At 56.6% G+C, this 21674-nt stretch carries 19 protein-coding genes; 18 read left to right on the top strand and 1 reads right to left on the bottom strand.

The features are described from left to right. Positions 1-2 precede the first annotated feature (2 nt). The 8 genes from SVA_RS07235 to SVA_RS07200 all read left to right on the top strand — a co-directional run bounded on the left by SVA_RS07235 (position 3) and on the right by SVA_RS07200 (position 8653). The gene (locus tag SVA_RS07235) at positions 3-2114 is read left to right on the top strand and encodes an Ig-like domain-containing domain (RefSeq protein WP_169924006.1); all 2112 of its coding nucleotides are present in this window, start codon (positions 3-5) and stop codon (positions 2112-2114) included. A gap of 92 nt (positions 2115-2206) precedes the next feature. Continuing rightward, positions 2207-2635 carry a JDVT-CTERM system glutamic-type intramembrane protease gene (locus SVA_RS07230; protein WP_169924005.1) on the top strand — a complete coding sequence of 143 codons (429 nt, stop codon included), beginning with the start codon at positions 2207-2209 and terminating at the stop codon, positions 2633-2635. Positions 2636-2809: 174 nt separating this feature from the next. Next, entirely contained in the window at positions 2810-3409 is a 600-nt protein-coding gene (locus SVA_RS07225; RefSeq protein ID WP_096460595.1) for a polysaccharide biosynthesis/export family protein, read from the top strand. A 164-nt stretch (positions 3410-3573) separates the two neighbouring features. Beyond that, entirely contained in the window at positions 3574-4740 is a 1167-nt protein-coding gene (locus SVA_RS19410) for a porin family protein (RefSeq protein WP_148665406.1), read from the top strand. Positions 4741-4794: 54 nt separating this feature from the next. Further along, on the top strand, positions 4795-6540 hold the full coding sequence (locus SVA_RS07215) for a GumC family protein (protein ID WP_096460593.1): 1746 nt from the start codon (positions 4795-4797) through the stop codon (positions 6538-6540). Between the two features lie 12 nt (positions 6541-6552). Beyond that, positions 6553-7431, top strand: a complete 879-nt coding sequence (locus SVA_RS07210; RefSeq protein ID WP_096460592.1) for a CpsD/CapB family tyrosine-protein kinase — start codon at positions 6553-6555, stop codon at positions 7429-7431. Continuing rightward, positions 7431-8339 (top strand): ExeA family protein, encoded by a 909-nt coding sequence (locus SVA_RS07205; protein WP_096460591.1) that lies wholly within the window; start codon positions 7431-7433, stop codon positions 8337-8339. Before SVA_RS07210 ends, SVA_RS07205 begins: the two co-directional genes overlap by 1 nt. 62 nt (positions 8340-8401) lie before the next feature. Beyond that, positions 8402-8653, top strand: coding sequence for a hypothetical protein (locus tag SVA_RS07200; protein ID WP_096460590.1), 252 nt, complete (start codon positions 8402-8404; stop codon positions 8651-8653). 395 nt (positions 8654-9048) lie between these two features. Here SVA_RS07200 and dsrE2 read toward each other — a convergent pair whose 3' ends face one another. Further along, positions 9049-9669 carry a sulfur carrier protein DsrE2 gene (gene dsrE2, locus SVA_RS07195; RefSeq protein WP_231971855.1) on the bottom strand — a complete coding sequence of 207 codons (621 nt, stop codon included), beginning with the start codon at positions 9667-9669 and terminating at the stop codon, positions 9049-9051. Between the two features lie 257 nt (positions 9670-9926). Between dsrE2 and SVA_RS07190 the strand changes: the two genes are divergently transcribed. The 10 genes from SVA_RS07190 (at position 9927) to SVA_RS20345 (ending at position 21514) form a co-directional block, all read left to right on the top strand. After that, entirely contained in the window at positions 9927-10808 is an 882-nt protein-coding gene (locus SVA_RS07190) for a WecB/TagA/CpsF family glycosyltransferase (RefSeq protein WP_148665404.1), read from the top strand. Positions 10809-11047: 239 nt separating this feature from the next. Beyond that, positions 11048-12157, top strand: coding sequence for a right-handed parallel beta-helix repeat-containing protein (locus SVA_RS07185; RefSeq protein WP_169924004.1), 1110 nt, complete (start codon positions 11048-11050; stop codon positions 12155-12157). Between the two features lie 2 nt (positions 12158-12159). Next, entirely contained in the window at positions 12160-13545 is a 1386-nt protein-coding gene (locus SVA_RS07180) for an O-antigen ligase family protein (RefSeq protein ID WP_096460587.1), read from the top strand. 25 nt (positions 13546-13570) lie between these two features. Further along, on the top strand, positions 13571-14305 hold the full coding sequence (locus SVA_RS07175; protein ID WP_096460586.1) for a class I SAM-dependent methyltransferase: 735 nt from the start codon (positions 13571-13573) through the stop codon (positions 14303-14305). 10 nt (positions 14306-14315) lie between these two features. After that, a complete protein-coding gene (locus SVA_RS07170; RefSeq protein ID WP_096460585.1) occupies positions 14316-15608 on the top strand; it encodes an MATE family efflux transporter in 1293 nt (430 codons plus the stop codon). A gap of 46 nt (positions 15609-15654) precedes the next feature. Next, on the top strand, positions 15655-16851 hold the full coding sequence (locus SVA_RS07165; RefSeq protein WP_169924003.1) for a glycosyltransferase family 4 protein: 1197 nt from the start codon (positions 15655-15657) through the stop codon (positions 16849-16851). Next, positions 16848-17966, top strand: a complete 1119-nt coding sequence (locus SVA_RS07160) for a glycosyltransferase (RefSeq protein WP_096460583.1) — start codon at positions 16848-16850, stop codon at positions 17964-17966. Before SVA_RS07165 ends, SVA_RS07160 begins: the two co-directional genes overlap by 4 nt. Next, positions 17963-19135, top strand: a complete 1173-nt coding sequence (locus tag SVA_RS07155; RefSeq protein ID WP_096460582.1) for a glycosyltransferase — start codon at positions 17963-17965, stop codon at positions 19133-19135. The genes SVA_RS07160 and SVA_RS07155 overlap by 4 nt, the downstream gene beginning before the upstream one ends. After that, positions 19132-20355, top strand: a complete 1224-nt coding sequence (locus SVA_RS07150) for a glycosyltransferase family 4 protein (protein ID WP_096460581.1) — start codon at positions 19132-19134, stop codon at positions 20353-20355. Before SVA_RS07155 ends, SVA_RS07150 begins: the two co-directional genes overlap by 4 nt. Then, the gene (locus tag SVA_RS20345) at positions 20333-21514 is read left to right on the top strand and encodes a glycosyltransferase family 4 protein (protein WP_096460580.1); all 1182 of its coding nucleotides are present in this window, start codon (positions 20333-20335) and stop codon (positions 21512-21514) included. The genes SVA_RS07150 and SVA_RS20345 overlap by 23 nt, the downstream gene beginning before the upstream one ends. The last annotated feature ends 160 nt before the right edge of the window (positions 21515-21674 follow it).

Below are 21674 nucleotides of genomic sequence, written 5' to 3'. Positions count from 1 at the left end.
ACATGGGCGAGAAGTACGGGAGGGTTGAGAGTATGAATATCAGGCAAACTCCGAAGACGGAGAAGAAAACGATTGCGGCCGCGGTCGCACTCGCGCTGGGCGCCGCCGGGCTGCCACAAGCTGCTCATTCTACGCAGTACACCTTCAGCTGGACCGGTTACTTCACCATGCTGACTGCCCAAGGAAATGCCTTGGTGAATACCGACTACAGCGGGAATTCTTGGGCTGGCAGTCGGACAAACATTACCGGGACGATGACTTTCGACACGGCAACCGGGCAGGGTTCCGGTACTGTCGTGCCCTTTTACTTTTTCAATGGTGGTTCAGCAATCGCACAATCGATCAGCTTACAGGCAATCGGCGACGGCGACCCGAATACGAATCCGGGTGTGGTGGACGGAACCCTGATCCTCGCCAACATGTTGTTTAACTGGAACGGGAATAACGGCATTCCTGTCTCCATCGTCCTAGACGGTGCCGGCCTGTTTGGTGTCATGCCAACCGATGGCAGCACGCTCTCCGTGAATCAGACTATTACGGGAGTTGGGACGTATGCTGCGAGTGAAGGCTTAGCGCAAGGCGCTTACCCCATGGGTTTGCTCCCGGTTTCCACGACTACGTGGAACACGACCACCGTGCCGGGAACGACGCTTGGGACAAACCCAAGCGGGGTGCTGCCACTCATCGCCGACAATGCTTTCGTAACCGACTACGACGGCGACCCGACGACGCCGGGCTATCAAACGGCCTGCCCCGCCGACATGGTGGCAGGCACGAAGCCGGCTCAGGTTGGCTGGCAGTGTGATCTTGGCGTCGGCGGTAGCCCGATGCAGACCTCGCCGTTCCCGAACTATAACGCTAACTTCGACATTGCCAGCATTACGGTGACATGCGTTGACGGTGTATGCGCGCCACCCGGAGTTCAAGCGACGAATCCGCCCGGCAACGAAACAAACGTACCTGTTGGTGCCTCCATAACTGCCACGTTCACGGCCGCCATGGACGCAAGCACTGTGGCCAGTGGATTCAGTTTGGTCGAGACCGGAACAGGCATGGCGGTCCCAGGAGTGGTGACACCTTCGACGGGTACCACGGATACTACGTTCACTTTCAATCCTGACACGGACCTTGCTTACAGCACTGAATATACAGCGACGCTGGGAACCACCATTCAAGACGCGGTAGGCCAAACGCTTTCTTCGGCCCACACGTGGAATTTTACGACGCAGGCACCGCCAGTCGCTGCCGCCTGTGCTGATCCTAGTGTGGTCGTCCCACTCGGAAGCAACTTCACGATGCTTACGCCCGCAGGAATTCCGTTCGGCGGCACGAACGACATCGAGTACGATTTCGGAAATGGGATCAATAACGGTATCAACAATGGCTTCCTGAATACCGCTGCCAACGGTACTTCGGGTATCACCACGAATATCCTTCGTTCCGCTGCACCTCATCCATTTTTTGGTTTCCCCTGGACGGCCCACCACGTACGGTTATTCGCAGGACCGGGTACCTACACGTTCGATACGACGTGCACAACTACACAATTGGAAGCGGGTGTCACTGCCTGCAACAATCCGGTTGATACGGAAAACGGTCAGACGGAAGCTTCCCGGTATCTTACGATGACTGTTGCAGCCGGACAGATAGGCGCACACATGCTGTTTGACTGGAACGGCAATGACAACATCGATGTCGTCAACGTCTGGAATCTTGGCACACCATGGAGTCACGCTCCGGATGGCGCGAAAAATGATCCATGGAGCGGAGCGCTGTGGGCCGGCCCAGCCGGGTTAACAGTGGATCCGGACACGATTTACGACTACGTATCTACCGATAACGATAGCGATGGCAACAACGGCGTGGCTATGGTGGATGGACCATTCCGCGGCTTTAACGCGAACTTTAACCTTGGACCAGCGAGCAGTTGCGTAGCATCTATTCTCCCGCCGAAGAGTGCTCCAAAAACAAAACTGGAAAGCGGCGCGATGGGTTGTACGCTCAGCAAGTCCCCGATAAGCCCGCTCGAACGAGGTGATCTGTGGCTAATCGGCGGGTTCATCGCGTGGCTTGCCTGGGTGCGTCGGCGCATGCAGAGGCAATCGCTGCACTGAAGCGCGGTATCCTTCCCTGGCTCAGCGGCGCTACCCTAGCCGGTAGCGCCGCCTTTTCTTTTCGCGGTCAAACCTACATCTTGGTGGGGCTGATGCTCGTCCTACCACTGCTCGACAGATCATGGCGGCCCCCCGTCTTTCCGGGCAAGCGCAACGTACTTGGCTGGACAGCTTTGGTTTCTGTCGGTGTTGCCTTGATTCTATGGCAACCGATGCACGCCGAATTTGCGGTTTCGACACTACTCATGGCGGGCTTACCCGAAGAGTGGTTTTTCAGAGCCTATTTCCTAACATCGATCGGGGCGGGGCTCGCCGCAAACATGGTGACGTCGCTCGCCTTTTCCGTGGTCCATGCGCTCGCACAGGGTCCGCTTACGGGAATTTTGGTGTTCTTCCCTTCGCTCGTCTACGGCTGGCTTTACCAACGCACAGGGGATCTTCCCCTGCTCGTGCTCGTTCATGCCCTTTCGAATCTGGTGTTCGTGATGTTCCTGGCTGACTGGACTAGCAGTTGGCGATGACTAGGGAATGCTTCCGTCTCCCCCAGCCCTCGCTAAAGGGGAGAAGAAGAAACTCCACCACCGTTCATCGCTCGAACGCAATGATCGGCGCCTTGACCAGCCCGCGAGGCATCTGCTGGAATGCCACGCAGTCCTACGGGCCTTTTCTTCATACCAAGAGCAGAAATCTGTTTCATGGCGAAACCCAACTACATCCGCGGAGCGTTCGCGCTCCTCACCGCGTTCTTTTTCCTCAGCGCCTACCCCCCTTCGCGAGCCGTCGAGAACGAGACGCGGACCGAGAGCGGCAACACGGCCTACACGGTTCAACCCGGTGATTTGCTCGAAATCTTCGTTTGGAAGGAAAAAGACTTGCAGCGAGAGGTCATCGTACGTCCGGACGGAGGCCTCTCCTTTCCGCTTATCGGGGACATGCAGGTCGCCGGCAAGACCGTTTCCGATATTCGCGGCGAGCTGACCGAGCAGCTTCGCGAATATGTCTCGAACCCGACTGTTTCGGTTTCGGTCAAGCAGGCGCAGGGATACAAGATCTACGTCATGGGCCAGGTCAACCGCCCGGGCGAGTTCACCGCCGTGCGGCCCGTCGACGTCGTTCAGGCACTGAGCATGGCAGGCGGCCTCAACCCGTTTGCGGCAGCGAACAGCATCAAGGTGCTTCGCCGTGAGAACGGCGTCGAGACCGCGATTCCCTTCAAGTACGGCCAGGTCGAGAGCGGTCGCAAGCTCGAGCAGAACATCATTCTGCATAGCGGCGACGTGGTGGTCGTTCCCTGACTCATTCGATATTTTTGGCCCGGCGCGGGAGAGCCGGCCTCGATTACCGTGGACCAGGCTCGGTCCCACCCTCTCCGGCGCACGCGGAAAGCGGCTGTTTCCTGCCGCAACTTACGCTACGTGCGGCCTTACTGACTTGGGTAGCGCTCTCCTCGGGCCCTGCCTTGGCCGTCGAATGGTACATCGAGCCGACGGTGAGCGCTGGTGTCGAGCACCATGACAATGTTCTGCTTACTACGCAGCCGCACGATCCTATTTCCGGCACAACTGCGACTGCGCGCGTAAATCTCGGCGTACGGTCAACGACTTGGGACGTTCATGCAAACATTGGCGCGAAGAGCTCTTGGTTCGACGAGGAGGCATTTGATCGCGACGAGTATCAAATACGCCTTTTTTCTCAATTCCGCGCACCGCGGTCACACTGGCAGCTAGACGGATCGCGCCTGCAGGAATCCCTCTTGACAAGCGAGGAAGTCGATCCAGACACCGGCCTCCCTCGGTTCCAGCGAACTCGCTGGACCGAGACGGTTGGCCCCGGCTGGATCTACTCAATGAGTGCGACCACTCAGCTTCAGTTCCGGCTAAATGCGGCGCATGTTACTTACGAAGAAGGCGGACCAGTCATTCTAAACGACTACGGATCCGAGTCTGCGAGTGTCGTGTTTTCCAAGCAATGGAGCCCTCGAACGACCTTTTCGTTTACCGTGGCTGCCTCTCAGTATGATGTGCCTGATAACGAGTTTGAATCGCGTACTCGTTCCGCTTATGCCGGGATGACTCATCGGCTGACACCCGTCTTCCGGACAGGCCTTTCGATTGGCGGCTGGCGCAATAACTCGCGGGGAGTCGGGTGCGCGGAGTACCACACCATCGATTTCGATGGCCAAACGGTGCTCGTCTGCGTGACCGGTCTCGTCGATGCATCAGAGTCGGGCGTCTTTTTCCAGGCCGATGCTGAACGGCAGTTCAAGCGCTCCCGTCTCTCAGGGAAGTTGAGCCGAGACGTCAGGCCCAGTGGGAGCGGGACCGAGGTGGAATTCGACCAAGCCAGCCTCTTTTATGAGCACCAGCTTCTGGCTTCCCGGCTCTGGGCAATCCTCGGAGTGGATGCCTCTCGAACCAGCTCCCTCAGCGGCGATCCGGCCGGAGTCGACCGGGACTATTACCAGATCGCACCACGACTACGCTATCGCGTAAACCGCGACCTGGACCTCGAAGCGAGTTACCGCCGCGCGCGGCAAATGTATGAAAGGCTTGGGGATGCGGCCACGAATGACAGCGTCTATTTGACGCTCACCTATCGACCGCCTAGGATGACGCGGTCCCGCTAGGGCCCGGTAGAGGCCCGCTGCAATCCGATTAGTTAGAGGGGGTTAAGAACAACGATGGGGGAGGAAGGCAAGAACCTTTCGGAATACCTCGTCGCCGCTCGCCGGCGTTGGCCTACCATGGTCGCAACGAGTGTATCGATTCTGGGGCTGGCCGTGCTGGTCGCGTTCCTCTGGCCCCCTGTCTACACCTCAACGGCCACGATCCTAATCGAAGAGCAGGACATACCGCCTGATCTCGTGCGGTCCACCGTCACCACCTACGCCTGGCAACGTATTCAAACCATCAGCCAGCGTGTCATGACGCGCGCCACGCTGCTTCAGATCGTGGACAAGTACGACCTTTATGCCGAGGAGCGAAAAAGCAAGACCAGCGAGGAGATCGTCGAGCAGATGCGCGAGGACATCAGTTTAGAACCGATCAGTGCCGACGTCATCGATCCGCGCAGCGGTCGCCCAATGCAGGCAACAATCGCATTCACACTCGGATACGAAAGCAATCAGCCGGCCGTAGCACAAAAAGTGGCCAACGAGCTTACTAGCCTATACCTCAATGAGAACTTGAAGAGCCGGACAGAGCGAGCCGAGGAGACGTACAACTTCCTGACGGAGGAAACCAACCGGCTTAATACGGAGATCGCCGAGCTTGAAACGAGAATGGCACAGTTCAAGGAACGCAATGTCGACAATCTGCCTGAACTAGCTGGCTTTAACCATCAGCTCGTAGAGCGCACTCAGGGCGAGTTGCGGGAGACTCGGACACAAATTCGTGCTCTGGAAGAGCGCAAGTTCTACCTCGAGGGGCAGTTAGGACAACTAAGCCCGACAAGTCCGATGTATGCACCGACGGGCGAGCGAATCCCTGACCCAGGCACGCGCCTCAAGATGTTGAAGACCGAGCTCGCAGCCGTAACCGCTAGGTACTCCCCGCGCCATCCGGATGTCGTCCGACTTCAGGAGGAGATCGATGGTCTCGAGAAAGAGGTCGGGTCGGTTTCACCCGATCAGGAACAGGCGCGCCAGCTTGCAAAACTGCGCAGCGAGCTGGCGTCAGCCCGAGAGAAATACGGTGAGCATCATCCCGACGTCGCGCGCTTGCGATCGGAGATTGAGTCTCTGGAAAAGTCATTATCAAAGACCGCCCCACCCGAATCTTTCGTACTCGCCGAAAAACCGGACAACCCGGCTTATATCAACATCAAGAGCCAGCTCGAAGGTGTAGCGAGTCAGCTGCGTTCGCTGGAGAAGAAGCGCGAGGAGCTGTCCGCCCGGATCGCCGACTACGAGAGGCGAATCGCTATGTCTCCGTCGGTTGAACGCGAGTACCTCGAGCTCAAGCGCAACCACGAGAACGCGCAACTCAAATACCGGGAGATCAAGGCCAAACAGATGGAGGCGCAGGTCGGCCAGCAGCTCGAGAAGGAGCGCAAGGGCGAGCGCTTCACCCTGATCGACCCTCCACAACTCCCGCAAAAGCCAGTTCGTCCCAATCGGCCCGCGATCGCCCTGCTTGGACTCATCCTGTCGCTAGTGGGTGGCATCGGTTACGCGTTCGCTGCCGAAAGTCTCGACACCTCGGTGAAAAGCCCCCGCGGCTTGCTGGCGATATTAAAGGAAGCGCCATTATCAATCGTACCGTACGTCAGGAACAGCGAAGACATCTCGCGGGACCGTCGTGTCCGACGAATCGCCATACAGTCAGCGCTAGCGGCATTTGTCGCAGTTGCCGTAATAGTTCAATTTTTTTGGGTTCCATGGGACATCCTTTGGTTTAAGGGACTCCGGATCCTTTCGGGCGGCTAAGGGGCATCTCCGATGGAACGCATCAAGCAAGCATTACAACGGGCGCGAGAAGAGCGGGCCTCGCATCCGGATGCCAGCAACGAGCATGCGCCGTCCGCGCTCGTATCTACAGACAACATCTGCTACTCACAGACTCGAACCGAGTCCGTCTCGCCGGAACTTCTTCGTGAGAAGCGTATAGTGAGCGCGTTCCAACCCGGACCATACACCGAGGCATACAAGATCCTGCGTACGCAGGTTCTACAACGGTTGCGGGAAAACGGCGCGAAGACTCTGGCCGTGACGAGTCCGGGCGACCAGGAAGGTAAAACGATCACAGCGATTAACCTTGCTATTAGTCTCGCACAGGAAGTTGGACAGACTGTGCTGCTGGTGGATGCAGACTTGCGTAACCCACGGGTGCACACATACTTTGGGATCGCGCCAACAAACGGCCTCAGCAACTATCTGCTCAGCGAGGCCTCACTTTCCGAACTGCTGGTTCACCCCTCGAACGTCGGCCGTTTCGTGTTTCTCCCTGGAGGTCGGCCACTCGCGAACTCGGCCGAAATGCTCAGTTCACCGCAAATGGCCCGGCTCGTCGAAGAGATGAAAAGTCGTTACGCCTCGCGCATCATTGTTTTCGATTTGCCCCCGCTTCTTTCCTCTGCCGATGCCATGGCCTTTACGCCTTACGTCGAAGCCGCCCTCCTGGTCGTCGAAGAAGCCACAACGCTAGTCGAGGAGGTCGCGCGCGCGGCAGAACTTCTACAAAAAACGCGGCTGATCGGCACGGTGCTCAATAAATCACTGAGCGTTCCCGGACAGACAACTTTAAAGGGCGGAACAAGCCAACGCACCTCTCGCATCGCTCGTCTACTTAATATGGTCCGTCGGCGAAGGAGAGACTGATGTACGAGCGCTTCTACGGCCTGCGCGAACGTCCCTTCTCACTCCTACCGGACCCCAGCTTCCTCTACCCGAGCGAGCAGCACCACATGGCGCTGACGCTCCTCGAGTACAGCCTGATGAACCAGGCGGGCTTCTGCGTGCTCTCGGGCGGGATCGGGACAGGAAAAACGACCCTCATCCGCCACCTGCTTTCCCAGCTCGAGAAGGACGTCACCGTCGGGCTCATCTCGAACACTCATCGCGCCTTCGGTGAGCTGCTTCAGTGGGTACTCGTCGCCTTCGGAATCGATGCGGCCGGCAAGGACAAGGCGGGCATGCACAACGCCTTCGTCAACTTCATGATCGGCGAATACGCGAAGGGCCGGCGCACCCTCCTCATCATCGACGAGGCGCAGAACCTGGGAGCCGAGACGCTCGAGGAGCTTCGGATGCTCTCGAACATCAACGCCGACAAGGACCAGGTTCTCCAGGTGTTCCTCGTCGGCCAGCCGGGGCTGCGCGACCTCCTGCTGCGACCCGACCTCGAGCAGTTCGCCCAGCGGATCGTGGTCGATTATCACCTCGAGCCGCTCGATACCGCCGAAACGACCGCGTACATCCGTCACCGGATCACCGTGGCGGGCGGCGATGCGATGCTGTTCGACGACCCGGCGTGCGAGGCCGTGTACCGGTACAGCCGCGGCACGCCCCGGCTGATCAACCTCCTGTGCGACACGGCGCTCGTCTTCGGCTACGGCGCGCGCGCCAAACGCATCGATGGAAACCTCGTCGAGGAAGTGGCTCAGGCCAAGCGCAAGGGCGGCATCTTCCCGGGCACGAGAGGAACCGGCGGACAGACAGCACCCGGCAGCGACAGCGAACACGAGACGGCTACCCCGGCCGCTGACGGAAAAAAAAAGTCCGCATAGCGCTGGTTTCTGACTCGGACGATCAGCGCCGGCTGCTCCGGAACCTGCTCGAGACGGCCGGCATGGAGGTCGTAACCACGGCCTGTTTCGATTCGACGCTACTCTCCCGACTGGATCTCGGCTCGGCGGACGTCCTCCTGGTGGACCTCGACGCGAGCGTCGATCAGGAGCTCGAGCCCCTGACCGCCCTCCTCTCCCGTTGCCGCGTTCCCGTGCTGTTTAACGACGGCTCCGAGACCCGGCCGGGTGCCCCGGCCTTCGACCGCCTCTCGCGGCGCCTGACGGTGAAACTGGCCGCTCTCGCCGCTCACTGAGGGGCACAGCCACCTGCTCCCAGGTAGAGAACAAGAGACAGCCCCCTCTCCCCTCGCGGGGCGAGTCGGGAAAGTGCAAACGGTCCAGTGAACCGTTCGCCCTGCGACCGGGCAGCCACGAATGGCTTCCCTGGACTTTGCTGCGGAGCAGGAAAGCGCGGCCGCACAGGGATCAGTGAGAGGGGGAAACCGGTCGAATCGATTTTATAAATGCGCCCCTCCCCCAAAGGGGAGAGGGCAAGCGACAGGAAACAGCAGGATTAGACGGCCAATGCCGCTAGATAAACAGGCAGACGTCCGCGTTCCGCGCCGTCGTCAGAAAGCAGACCCGACTCCCTCTCCCCTCGAGGGAGAGGGTTGGGGAGAGGGGGCGTACGACAAGCGTGATCGAGCAGCTAGATGAACAAACAGACGTCCGCATTCCTGGCCGTCGGCAGGAACGAGGCGGCACCCACGTAGTCCTTCACCTCGGGGATGAAGTCGTCCTGCGAGAAGCCGAACACGTCGACCGTCATCTGACAGGCGATCATCTCCACGCCGGCCTCGATACTCAGGCTCCGCAGCTCCTCGATGGAGGCCACGCCCTTGTTCTTGAACGTCTGCTTCATGAGGCCCGTGGCCACCTTCTCGAAGCCGGGGACGCCCGCCATGATGGCGTTCGGGATCGGCCAGGAGAAGTTCTGGAACCACTTCGGCCCAAAAGGCATCTTCATTGGCATCGCCGGGTTGCCGAGCGGGCTGACGTCGGCGTTGAAATCCTTCTTGAGCAGCAGCAGGCCGTAGAAGGTAAAGAAGATCTTCACGTCCCAGCCGAGCGCCGCGCCGGTCGAGGCCAGGATGAACGGAGGATAGGCCCAGTCGAGCGTGCCCTTCGTCGCGATGATCGCCATCGTCGGCGTCTTGTTCTCCTCGATCTCCGCCAGCTTCTTCGGCAGCACCTCGTCAAGGCGCGCGTCGATCAGTTTCTGGAGCTGCTTCGTATCCATCTGCGGGACCTGCTCGATAACCGTTGCCATGCACCCTCCTCGCCGGGTCGTTTGAATTCTGAACTGCGACCGATAACACCCATCCGCCGCCAGACAAACGGCTCGATTCGCTGTTTACCATGCCGTCGGCCTCGAAACTACTGTCGGATAAGTTAACAACCACCGACACCTACACTAATTCCTCTGATTGGGGGCCCGGCCGGCAGGCCTGTGCGGCCCCTTCAGAACCGGCCCTTGTCGCTGCCGGAGTAGGGCCGCTATGCTACTGACCAGAGCGCTAACCAGACGTGCCCAACAACGAGAGCGCGGCGCGCAGCCCGGATGCGCGGCGGCCTATCAAGGGAGGATCGCCGGCCGACAGTGTCGACCGGCGGCAAACGGCTGTGCCAGATAACCCCACTGATGCCCGCTTTCGGGTTCTCGATTGCCTAATCAGCCGTACAAGTATCGAGCGCGCCGCCAAGTCTGTCATTGAGCATGTTGACTCCAAGACCGGTGGCTACGTCTGCTTTTCGAACGTCCACACGGTGGTGACCGCACGCAAAGATATCGAACTGCGGCGGATCACGAATGAGTCGCTCCTCTCGGTTCCCGACGGGATGCCGCTCTCCCTCATCGCTCGATGGCGTGGGCTCATCGATGTGCAGCGCGTACCTGGCCCTACTTTCATGCCGTATCTGATCGAACGAGCAAGAGATTTACGCCATTACTTCTATGGCTCCACGCCCGAGACACTCGATCGTCTCTTGACCGCACTTCGCCAGCAATTCCCAGAAATCGCGGTCGCCGGTGCCTTCTCGCCTCCATTTAAAGAACTATCAACAGATGAAGCACGTGCGGTAATCGCCAGAATTCAGGCTAGCCGGCCGGATGTGATTTGGGTAGGGCTTGGTGCTCCCAAACAGGAGAAATGGATGGCCCGATACTGGGAACATTTGCGACCAGCGGTTCTGTTGGGCGTTGGTGCTGCGTTCGATATGCAAGCTGCTGTCGTCCCACGAGCACCAAAGTGGATGCAGTGTACAAGTCTGGAATGGCTCTACCGACTTGGGCGAGAACCGCGTCGTCTCGCGCGCCGATACTTGGTGACGAATTCCCTGTTTCTCTACTATCTGTTCGCCGACGCAACCCGCCGCTTGAGCGAGATCGCGGCCACTCGGGGCCGATAATCGATTTCGTATAGCTAGACGGCCACGAGGCTATATTCGCCGTCATGACCAGATTCCGCAGCAGATGGTACGCTGGCTCAACCGCGCGGCTGAATCGGCGCAGGTTCCTAATAAACGCGAGCATAGGTCTGCTTGGTTTTTCTAGTCGCCTTGGCGCCCAATCATATTCATCGGCCACGTTTCAAGAACGTCGGCTGATTGTGGTCGAGTCCGCTATCAATGGAGAACTAGAGCAACGCTTGAATTCGGCTGCTGCTGGCGATCGCATCTTGCTGAAGAGCGGTTTGTATGATGTCGAAAAGCTGGTAGTCCGCGCGCCAAGCGTTTCTATCGAGAATCTCCCGGGTCACGCTCCCGAAATCCGGTTCAATGCTCCGTCGGAGTATTCTCTCCTCGTAAGCGAAAGCGCGCAAAACATCATCCTTCAAGGTCTCATACTCTCCCGCACCGCAGACGGTCCCGGCAACATAATCGGGCTCGGTGGCCACCACGCATGCTTACGACGTTGCCGAATTGCTTTCGATGCAAGTCAGGCGCCGAAAAAGTACGACTGCGTAAAAATACTCGCCAACCATATTCTAATAGAGGACTGCGAGATATACGGTGCCCCCAATCAGGGAATCGATGCTGTTGGGCAGGCGCACTTGGTGTTTCGACGCAACCTTGTTCATGGCTGCGCCAACGCCATCGTGGTTAAAGGTGGTAGTCGTCACGTTTTGATTGAAGAGAATTACTGCCGCGACTTGCGTCACGGAGCCATCGGAGTCGGTGGAACGACAGACCCACGCTGGCACAACCGTTCCAATACGCCGGCCGAAGCCGAAGACGTATTAGTCGCTCGTAATGTGATCGAGTACGAACGTGCTTTGGGAATCGGTGGCGGCATTTTTCTGATGGGCGCACGGTCGACCCGTGTTTACCACAACACGATTATCGGCGCTGGTATTCATGTTCGTAGTGGTGGCGACCCTGCAAGGCTAGAGAAGAAGTCAGCTAACAATCGGATTGACAACAATATCGTTTTTTCGACCGGCAATGACGGAATCCTCGTGATAGATGAAGACAACGATGCCGAACTCCGCGTTCGGAACAACCTTTACTGGCGCACCGCCACGGCCACAGGTGAGTTCAAGCTGCATGGAAGCTGGATGGGTTACTCGCGTTTCCGCACCAGCGCACCTTTTAATCAAGACTCGATCTTCGCCGATCCACTTTTTAAGGACATGCGAACCAGAGACTACAGATTGCGGCCCGGCAGTCCCGCCGCAGCCGCAGGCCGCGCGGAAAACGGATTACGAAACGGAACGAACATCGGTGCGTTGCCTATCGCGCGCGAGGATAACGCTTAAACATGAACCTTTACCTGCTATTCGTGCTCCCGCTGCTCGCCATGGTGGCGATCGGCACTCTCTTCTTCCCTACGCTCGGAATGCTTTATCTCGCTGCCGATACTTGGATGGTCGGCAAAATCACGGACGTGGGAGAATTTCTCCCGTTCCTGAGCATCAACAAGCTTATGGTGTTACTCACCATTTTGGCGATGCTAGCCCATGTTGCCACCAGTCGCATACGAGTACATAGGGCAGCCCTCTTCTCACGAACCACGATTCTTACGTATCTGTTTCTGGGTTACCTGCTCGCATCGAGCCTTCTAATTATGGGCCGTAACCACCCCGAGGTGCTAAACAACGCAGCATTCTTTCTTGTCATGTTGCTTTACTTGGCTTCTGGCGACGTTGTGACGCGAGCACGCACCTTGGCTTGGGTACTCGTTACTGCGAGTCTTGCGATCGTGCTGCAGGAAACGGCGGAACGCTTAATCACGGCCGGTACCGTGATGGCGAACGTTAGCGACGGCGGACGCATCCAACCAGGCTTTCACGTTGCGCTCTCTATTCCCCTACTCGTCGCCCTCATTAACACAACAGACAAGCAATGGCAGAAGCGGTTTGCGACTTTTCTGATGCTTCTTTTTGCCGCATTCGTCTTAACCCGGCTCAGCCGAACGCTAGCGGGAATAGCTGTCCTACTCTTTCTCTATTATGTGGCACGCGGACGAATTCGCGCGAAATGGTGGCTACTCCTCGTTCCAGCCCTGATACTCGGGCTAACCTTAGCGGCGGCGACGCGATACGGCGAGGAACTTCTTCGCCTTCCAGGACAGCAGCGCGGAGGAAAACTGACAGACGATGATCTTCGTGCTTTTAGCTCCGGACGTTCCGTCATTTACCCAGTAGCTTGGCAACGGTTCCTCGACAATCCCGTCCTTGGCGCCGGCTATGACAGTTTCCGTCATCCTCGACGCTCGCCCGTCATCGGCGGACTTCGGGTCCAACACAGCGCGCTTCACTCCACCTGGCTACAGGTCTTAAGCGAGACGGGCATCGTGGGCGCGCTTCTCTATTTCGGCCTATACGTTTCCGTATGGCTCAATCACCGGAGTGTTTATAGGCGTCGCAACGTTGACCCCGAGCGTCACGCTTTCGCTGACGCGACGCTTATAGGAATCGCTTTGTTTCTTGCGGGCGGGGTATTCGATAACTTTGGCTTCGACTACCGGATCTTCTTTATTTTTGTGGCACTGTCCGCCGTTCTAGCTAAACCCTTACCAATCGCTTCGCTTTCACCAGACCTGCCTAGCACGTTCGCTCCTTACCAGGATAAGGAAACCGCCAAGCAAGAGAGGCAGCAGACCGGATATTCTAACCCAGCCGCTCTTCAATCGAACTCTCGATGAAAACGAATGAGGGACGACGAGCCACATGGCAAGCGAGATTGAGTTCACGAAGTACAAAACTAAGGGCGCCTATCATTGGCAGCAAATTTCGCTGCATCCGACAAGATCAAATGCTTTCGTAAAAGCACGCTATAAACACTGCCTCGCGCTTTTGAGTGAGGCGACTGGCGGCCTTGATGACAAGAAGGTGTTGGACCTTGGATGCGGCGACGGTGTGCTTAGTTGGCTGCTTTGGTGTGAAGGTGCCAAGTCGTATGGTGTCGACACTTCGGATCTGGCCATCCGATTGGCTAAGGACACGCACGAGCGCCGCGGAAGTGACGCGGAGTTCCGTACGATTTCTGCGTACAACTCCGAGTATCCGGATGGCTTCTTCCACGCTGTCGTTTCGAGCGACGTCATCGAGCATGTTAGAGAACCACTGCTGCTTCTTGAGGAGATTAGAAGAGTATTGGTGCCGGGAGGCGCCGCGGTGATCAGCACCCCGATACGCCTAACTGAGCAGCCACTGGATCCGATGCATGCAGCAGAATGGTTCCCCGACGAATATAAGCAGTTGGTTCGCCAAGTTTTCCCCGACGCATGCTTTTCGTACTCGCACCCCGTTTTTTGGATGGAGTTCTTTCACAGAAACAAGCTGAACCGCGCTCTCATAAACGTGATGTCCGCGTTTTTCAATCCGTTCGTTAGGAACAACTGGCGGTTTCAAGCGATGCAGTACGCACTGGTCAAGAAGCGATTCGAATTCGAGAAGCCATAAGTACACCTCGATGATCGCAAGCAACACAGCGCGGCTTGTTTTGACGCGCTATTCACTCCTGCCGGTGAATATTGCCACCGGAATCCTGATTGCTCGCGTTCTTGGCCCGGCGGCGCTCGGTATGTACACGTTAATGCTTTGGCTGCCCAGCGTCCTGGCCGGTCCATTGAGTCTCGGCCTGGGCAATGCCAACCTTTACTTCGCCGCCCGTGAACCCGCGCTCACGCGGCCGCTAGTCGCCAATTCCGTTCTCGTCAGCATATTGGGTTCGGCTCTTGTCCTCGGGCTCGTCCTTGCCGCTCTTCGCACTTTCCCGAGTTTCGTGCCAGCGGGTCTCGGGACCCTCGAGATCATGGTCCCTCTGATGGATCTTCCGTTGCGCATTCTTAACATGTACGGCGCTAACATCTTCAACGCGCTCAAACAACACGCCGTTTACCGTCGATGTGAAGTGATTCAAACGTTTGCTTATGCCACTGCGGCCTTCGCAGCCGTTTTCGTTCTCGACATGACGCTTTGGGGGTTCGTGCTTTCGCAGATCATCGCCACTGCTGCGACCTCTATCTACATCCTTACCATACTCAGCAGAAATGGCCACTTCAGCTTCCGGCCGGACTTGGGCCTATTGAGAAAAAGTATCACCTACGGCGCCAAGATCCAATTAGGATCGATTCTGCGTGTTGGCGGACAGAAGGCGGACGAAATACTTCTGTTTCATTTTTCCGGTGCGAGTGCTCTCGGCATCTTGACGCTCGGTCGAAATCTCGCGAATCGCATCCGCGTGGTTCCGGTTTCTCTTGGAACAATCCTCGTTCCTGAATTGGCGCAAAGCGGCAATGCGCCTCAGGATCTTGTGACCAGCGCAATACGGAGGCTCCTCGTTCTCATGAGCGTCATCGTTGCAGCAGCCATATTGCTCGCAGAGCTGCTGGTGCCACTCATATACGGCAGCGAATTCAGGGATGCCGTTACCCCACTGCAGATTCTCCTGCTGGCGCTTATCCCGTTGAGCGTGCAGCGCATGCTCGTGATGTATCTCGTAGCGACCGGTCGCGCCAGCCAGTTTGTACAGATGGCAACGCTGGGCTTTCTGGTCATTCTCACACTCGATCTAGTCTTGATTCCCGTTATTGGGATTTATGGGGCCGTAATCTCCGCACTTTTCGGGGCACTGGCTGAAATGCTGTTCGCTTTGAGAATCTTCACGCGACTTACCGGATCCCGATCCACGGAAATTTTGCGGCCACGTCGCACTGACGCATCCGCTCTTTGGAAGTCAGCCATGTCTCTGGTATCTCGCTGACATGACAAGTTTGGCCTACAAGCGACAAGGGTCGAAGCACGTCCTTATGATCTGTTTTGTTTTTCCACCGCGTTTTTCCGGGGCTGCTGTGCAAGCTCTCTCTCTAGCTACAGCTTTGCGTGAACGCGGCGTTATTTGCGAGTTTGCAGTACCGAACTTTCTCGATCGGCGTCTCTACAGCAGAACGCTTGAGCACGGCACGCTTGTTCATCGCGTGGGTAGAGGGCCTTGGACATTTGCGGTCGCCCTCTTTGCATTTCTCGTATTTGGCTCTCGGCGATTCTCGACTCTCCATATCCACGGCTTTTGTAAGTCGCAGTTCGTCTGCGTAGCAGTTGGAAAGCTTTTCGGGCTTCGGGTAGTCCAGAAGATGACAAAGGGCGGCGCCGAAAACAGCGAATTCGGTGACGGCGGAGTACTGGCACCGTTGCGCCGCCTGGCCCTTCGACTTATTAATGACTTCATTGCAATCTCCTCTCCTCTCCGCCGTGGGCTCTTGTCTCTCGCTTTGCCTCACTCTCACGTGCACCTAATTCCCAACGGCGTTGACGTACAACGCTTCGCCCCGCGATCGGCTGGCGACCGACGCGAAATGTCCAGCACTAAGGACTTGCCGGCTGACAGCATCTTGCTTCTATGTACCGGGGTCATAGACAAGCGCAAGAACCAACACCTGATACTGGCCGCATTAGCTGAACTACGCCTGCGTTATGTGAACCTTTGGGAACGAACATATCTTCTCCTAGCCGGCCCTTTTCACAACTCCATCTATAGCGACCGTATCATTCGACAAGCGGGCGAATTGCGACTCCGCGGTCGAGTAAAATTCCTTGGAAGCCTGCCTCAAGACGAGTTAGCGGTATTAAACGGGCTGTGCGACATCTGCGTGTTTGCAGGTAACAATGAAGGACTTCCCAATGTCCTGCTCGAGGCGAAGGCCGCCGGCAAACCAATCATCGCTTTCCGGGCGGATGGGGTCGAGGACATCGTACGGGAAGGCATCGACGGCCATGTTGTCGATTTCGGAGATGTTGCCGCTTTCACTCGAAAGCTATCCGAACTCATCGAAGACAACGGGCTGCGCTATCGGTTTGGACAAAATGCAAGGTTGGACGCCCTGGAGCGTTTCTCTATTGAACGGATCGCTGATCGCTATATGCGAGAAGTGTACCGGCTCGACGAAAAGGAGCCGGCGGGCCGCCCCGCGGACGAACTTGCGCCTCGGCGAACGAAGATCGGATGATCCGGATCCTCTACATCGTTCGTAATTTGGAGCCGGGTGGCGCAGAAACTTTCCTGCTATCAATGCTTCAGCAACTCGACAAACGTCGCTTCACAGCGGATGTCGCCTGCCTCTACGGAAGCGGGCAACTCGAGGCGGAGTTTGCGCGGGCTGGCGTGCGGATCCATATGATGGGCTTCAACGCGCTTTACGATCTCCGCGCTTATCTCCGACTGGCACGGCTTGTGCGCAAGAATCGCTATGACATCATCCATACAAAATTATTCCATGCCGATCTCGTCGGTCGACTCATTGCATTGGGCGTTGGCCTCCGGCCGGTCTACTCAACCGTGGAAAGTGTCCACGAGTGGGTTGGCCCTCAACGCCTGCGCGGTCGTTTCAAACACATCGTCGCGAGATGTAGCTCGCGTATCAATGAGCGGGTGATTGCAGTATCCGAAGACATTCGAAAAGCACTGATCTCAAATGTCCGCCTGCCTTCCGAGCTCGTCGAGGTCATACCTAACGGAGTCGACACCCGGCACTTCGATCCCTCCGTTCATGGACATGGTTCACTAAAGGCTGAACTCGGCTTACCCCCCCGGGCACTACTTATCGGCGCTGTTGGCACTCTAAGCCCCGTAAAGAACCATCGCTTATTGATTGAAGCGGCTCCAGAGGTGATCAAGCACCATCCGCATGCCTACTTCGTCGTTGTCGGTCGGGGTGACCAGACTGCTCTACGCGATCTTGCACGTAGTTACGGAGTGGAACAGCGGTTCTTCTTTACAGGCGCGCGTCGCGACGTGGCCAATGTTCTGGCGAGCCTCGATGCTTACGTCATGACATCATTGAGCGAAGGTGTCAGTTTGTCGCTACTCGAGGCCATGGCCATGGCCCGTCCTGTGATCGCAACAGGAGTGGGAGGAAACGTCGAAATCGTTAATAGCCGCGATCTCGGGATACTCTATCCTCCCAATGACCATAATGCCTTGGCGCACGCCATCGATGAAGTGCTGACCAACCGGCCCTATCGCGAGCTTATTTGCCGCAATGCAAGGCGGCGGGTCTGCAACGCATACAGCTTGGGCGTCGCGGTAGACCGCTATCAGGCCCTCTACGAGGCCAGAAAGTGACCAGCGTTCGACCCCTCTTCCGCAAACTCGTGGTCATATCGCGCGCCGGCTGGATCCTCGAAGGCGGTGAAAAGCGGTTTCAGGACAATGATGGCCGTTACCTGGACGGTCTCGCTCGGTTTTTCGAGCAGGTGATAATCATCGCTCGTGAGTTCGCCAATGACGGTACCACCGTCAACTATGGATTTCGCTTTTCAAGCCACAACATCCAACTAGTGCACGGGATGGAGTCTCTCATCGTCTCACGGCCCTTTCGAACGCTCGCGCGTATCTGGAAGGCTATGTTTGAGATAGCTGGCGCGGATGTTGTGTTCAGCTTCGTCAATACTGCCCGCGGCAGCGTATATCTTCTTTTGGCGCGCATACTGGGCAAGAAAACGATTGCCTATTGCGGCACCGATCGGGATGCGCTCTTTCGCTCAGAGGGACGATCGCGCGTTCAGCGCCATCTCTTCTTGTGGTTGGAACACTTGGCAATGCATCATGCTCACCTGCGAGTCGTGACCGGTCCACGGCTTTTCGCAAAGTACAAGCCTCACGGCTTGACTACGATGACAGCGCCGGTCTCGCCCTTACTGACATTTGCTTCGCCAGCGCGCGAGCTACCGACCTACGGTAGCGCCCGGCCCTTTCGCCTCTTGTGCGTAGCTCACTTGAGGAGACAGAAGAACCTCGAGTGCATCCTCGAAGCGGCAAAGCTCCTGCAGCAATCGGGCGCCGATTTTTACCTTACGATTGTCGGCGATGGTGACCGGCGAAGAGCTCTGGAAGCATTAACCAGCGAGCTGGGGCTGGAGGATCGGGTCCGGTTTCACGGCTATGTCAACAATCCACAGGAGCTGGCGCGCCTTTATGAATCACACGAGTTCTTCTTGTTTGCCAGCACCGTGGAAGGATTTCCTCGCGCAATTTGGGAAGCGATACATTTTGAGCTCTACGTCGTTTGCGTGAAAGTCGGGGGGATCGAGGAGCTTTTCGGCAATGGCGAAGTACAAATAGTTCCATACCCCGACCCGAAGCTGCTTGCATCCTCCATCGTCGAAGCAACCAGGCACCCGAAAACGACGCGCACAGCCACTGAATCAGCCAAGCGCAAAATGCGATCACTCTTTCCACAAGACGCCATAAACCAGATAGAAGAATTTCTGATTGCGCTCAAAGCCCAATGACTATACGGCTGCTTGCTCTATCCAACATCATGGCGCCATACCGGGTTGCGCTTTTTAACGAGGTTGCCAGCCAATCCGAAGTTGACCTTCATGTTGCATACATTGCAGAAAGCGAAAGCAACCGCAGTTGGCGGATCGACGAATCTGCGCCAAGGTATCCGTTCACAGTACTAAGCGGGCTGCATCTGCGGATTGGTGAGGAAAAGACGCTTCATTTTTCTTGGGGAGTGCCTTCATTACTAAACAAGTTTCGCCCTCACGTAGTCTTTCTTGGCGCTGATTTGATTGGATCGAATGCTTCATGGGTTCTTTGGTATCAATGTCGGAAACGGGGTATCCCGATTATCAGATACGAGGCGCGGCACTGGCATGCCGCTGACGCTCATGGTTGGCGTGACGTCCTCTTCGGCTTCTTGATCAAGAGAATGGACAGATACTTTGTCTATTCATGTTTGACGAAAGACTACTTAATGCAAAAGTACGGCGTCCCTTCAACTAAGATAGACATTGGCTATAACGTTGGCGATTCCAAATACTTCGTAGAGCGAGTTCAAAAATTGCGCGCTGATGCTGATTTTGACGCAGAGCGTTCGACCTATCCTTCCGTGCTGATTCTCTTCGTTGGCGCTCTGAACGACCGAAAGAATGTTACTGGACTTCTGGATGCCTGCGGTCTGATTGGTCCTGAGCTGCGGCAAACAATTGGATTACTAGTGGTGGGAGATGGGCCACTCAGGGAACAGCTCGAAACTAAGGCGTCAACTTTAGAGAAAGTGAAAGTGTACTTTACAGGATTTTTGGAGGGCGATGACTTAGCACGCTGTTTCGCCCTCGCTGACGTTTTTGTTCTCCCATCATTATCGGACGCAGCTTCGATTGCGCTTGGTGAAGCACTGCATTGTGGTCTTTTCGCGATTGCTAGTAAGCGGGATGGCAGCGCCGCGAATTTTATACAGGCGGGACATAATGGATGGACGGTGGATCCCAATGAGGTTCGAGATATCGCTAGAGCCATTCGGCTATCCATCTCAGCGGTTCAAAAAGAGCCAGGCCCAAATCGCAGGCAACGTCTGGCCAAAACGATGGCAGATTACACACTGGAGCATTATTCCCAACGGTTGGTCGGGTCAGTGCGACGGGTTATGGGGATTCCAGGGAACGATACAGCTTCCGCTGACCAAGCTGTTGGCCAGGTAGATGCGGATAATCATCGTACATAATCGTTATCAGCAGCGAGGAGGTGAGGATAGCGTCGTTGAAGACGAAGTCTCACTTCTGCGTAGTCACGGGCACGAAGTAGCGACGTACTTCCGCGATAACAGTGACCTAACAACTTCCGGATCTTCGGCGGCTATTGCCATAAATGCGATCTGGTCAACGCGCACTATGCGCGATATTGCAGCAGCGATCTCCGACTATCGACCGAACGTCATACACGTTCACAACACTTTCCCACTCATCTCGCCTGCGATTTACTGGGCTGCGAGCCGGTCGGGTATTCCAGTCGTTCAAACGGTCCACAACTTCAGACTCGTTTGCCCACAGGCGATGCTCTTACGAAACGGCCGGATTTGCGAAAACTGTATCGGAGGGCTGCCGTGGGACGCTCTTCGTTATCGTTGTTATCGAGGATCCTTGGTCCAAACTGGTGTTTTGTTCAGCGTGATGGCGTTCCACCGTGCAGTCGGCACTTACCGAAGGCACGTTTCACGATTTATCGCTCTCAGCGAGTTCTCTCGCAAAAAGCTCATAGAAGGCGGACTTCCGGACCAAAGAATTGTGGTAAAGCCTAACTTTGTAGATGCCCCCGTCGCTCCACTTACGGAAAGGCGAGACAGTGGACTGTATGTGGGAAGATTGTCGCCCGAGAAGGGGACGGAAGTATTATCGGCAGCTGCGAAACAGGTCCCGTCAGCCAGGATCGACGTAATGGGAACTGGCGAGCAACAATCGACGCTAGCCGGCAACCCTAATTTGAATCTGTTGGGTTGGAAAAGATCGGAAGACGTTCTGGAAAAGATGCGAACGGCGCGATATCTGATTCTCCCCAGCATTTGTCACGAAAGCTTTCCGCGTGCTCTGGTCGAGGCCTATGCTTCGGGGCTTCCCGTGATCGCCAGCCGCCTGGGTGCCATGGCTGAGCTCGTCGAAGATGGCGAAACCGGGCTTCTCTTTGAGGCGGGAAATGCATCCGATCTTGCCCGAAAGATCCAATGGGCCGAGAACAATCCGAGCGAGATGGCACGCATGAGCCGAGCGGCCCGGGCGATGTACGAAGCGAAATATACCCCCGCCCGGAACTACGCGATGCTGCTTGAGACGTACAGGCAAGTTTCGGCCTATGGCCGCGTAGCAAAGCGCTGCAGAGAAAGCGCTTGACGAAGAAACAGAGACAGTGAATTCTTCGGTTTCTTTCGTTTGTGCGGCTTTTAGCACCGCACTTTATTAATTATTAATAGTTCATTCAGGGGGAGATCCAATGGAGTCAACGGCTTCCGTTGTCTGGAGACCATCCGGACTCGTTCTGACGACACTAGTC

This window comes from Sulfurifustis variabilis (genome assembly GCF_002355415.1).
In the GTDB taxonomy this organism is placed as follows: domain Bacteria; phylum Pseudomonadota; class Gammaproteobacteria; order Acidiferrobacterales; family Sulfurifustaceae; genus Sulfurifustis; species Sulfurifustis variabilis.
The sequence above is the reverse complement of the archived record's forward strand: the minus strand, read 5'-3'. Positions and strand labels throughout refer to the sequence as shown.

Coding starts and splice junctions, on each gene's coding strand:
- SVA_RS07235 (WP_169924006.1), top strand. CDS start 3: ATGGGCGAGAAGTACGGGAGGGTTGAGAGTATGAATATCAGGCAAACT.
- SVA_RS07230 (WP_169924005.1), top strand. CDS start 2,207: ATGCTCGTCCTACCACTGCTCGACAGATCATGGCGGCCCCCCGTCTTT.
- SVA_RS07225 (WP_096460595.1), top strand. CDS start 2,810: ATGGCGAAACCCAACTACATCCGCGGAGCGTTCGCGCTCCTCACCGCG.
- SVA_RS07215 (WP_096460593.1), top strand. CDS start 4,795: ATGGGGGAGGAAGGCAAGAACCTTTCGGAATACCTCGTCGCCGCTCGC.
- SVA_RS07210 (WP_096460592.1), top strand. CDS start 6,553: ATGGAACGCATCAAGCAAGCATTACAACGGGCGCGAGAAGAGCGGGCC.
- SVA_RS07205 (WP_096460591.1), top strand. CDS start 7,431: ATGTACGAGCGCTTCTACGGCCTGCGCGAACGTCCCTTCTCACTCCTA.
- SVA_RS07200 (WP_096460590.1), top strand. CDS start 8,402: ATGGAGGTCGTAACCACGGCCTGTTTCGATTCGACGCTACTCTCCCGA.
- dsrE2 (WP_231971855.1), bottom strand. CDS start 9,669: ATGGCAACGGTTATCGAGCAGGTCCCGCAGATGGATACGAAGCAGCTC.
- SVA_RS07180 (WP_096460587.1), top strand. CDS start 12,160: ATGAACCTTTACCTGCTATTCGTGCTCCCGCTGCTCGCCATGGTGGCG.
- SVA_RS07175 (WP_096460586.1), top strand. CDS start 13,571: ATGGCAAGCGAGATTGAGTTCACGAAGTACAAAACTAAGGGCGCCTAT.
- SVA_RS07170 (WP_096460585.1), top strand. CDS start 14,316: ATGATCGCAAGCAACACAGCGCGGCTTGTTTTGACGCGCTATTCACTC.
- SVA_RS07165 (WP_169924003.1), top strand. CDS start 15,655: ATGATCTGTTTTGTTTTTCCACCGCGTTTTTCCGGGGCTGCTGTGCAA.
- SVA_RS07160 (WP_096460583.1), top strand. CDS start 16,848: ATGATCCGGATCCTCTACATCGTTCGTAATTTGGAGCCGGGTGGCGCA.
- SVA_RS07150 (WP_096460581.1), top strand. CDS start 19,132: ATGACTATACGGCTGCTTGCTCTATCCAACATCATGGCGCCATACCGG.
- SVA_RS20345 (WP_096460580.1), top strand. CDS start 20,333: ATGCGGATAATCATCGTACATAATCGTTATCAGCAGCGAGGAGGTGAG.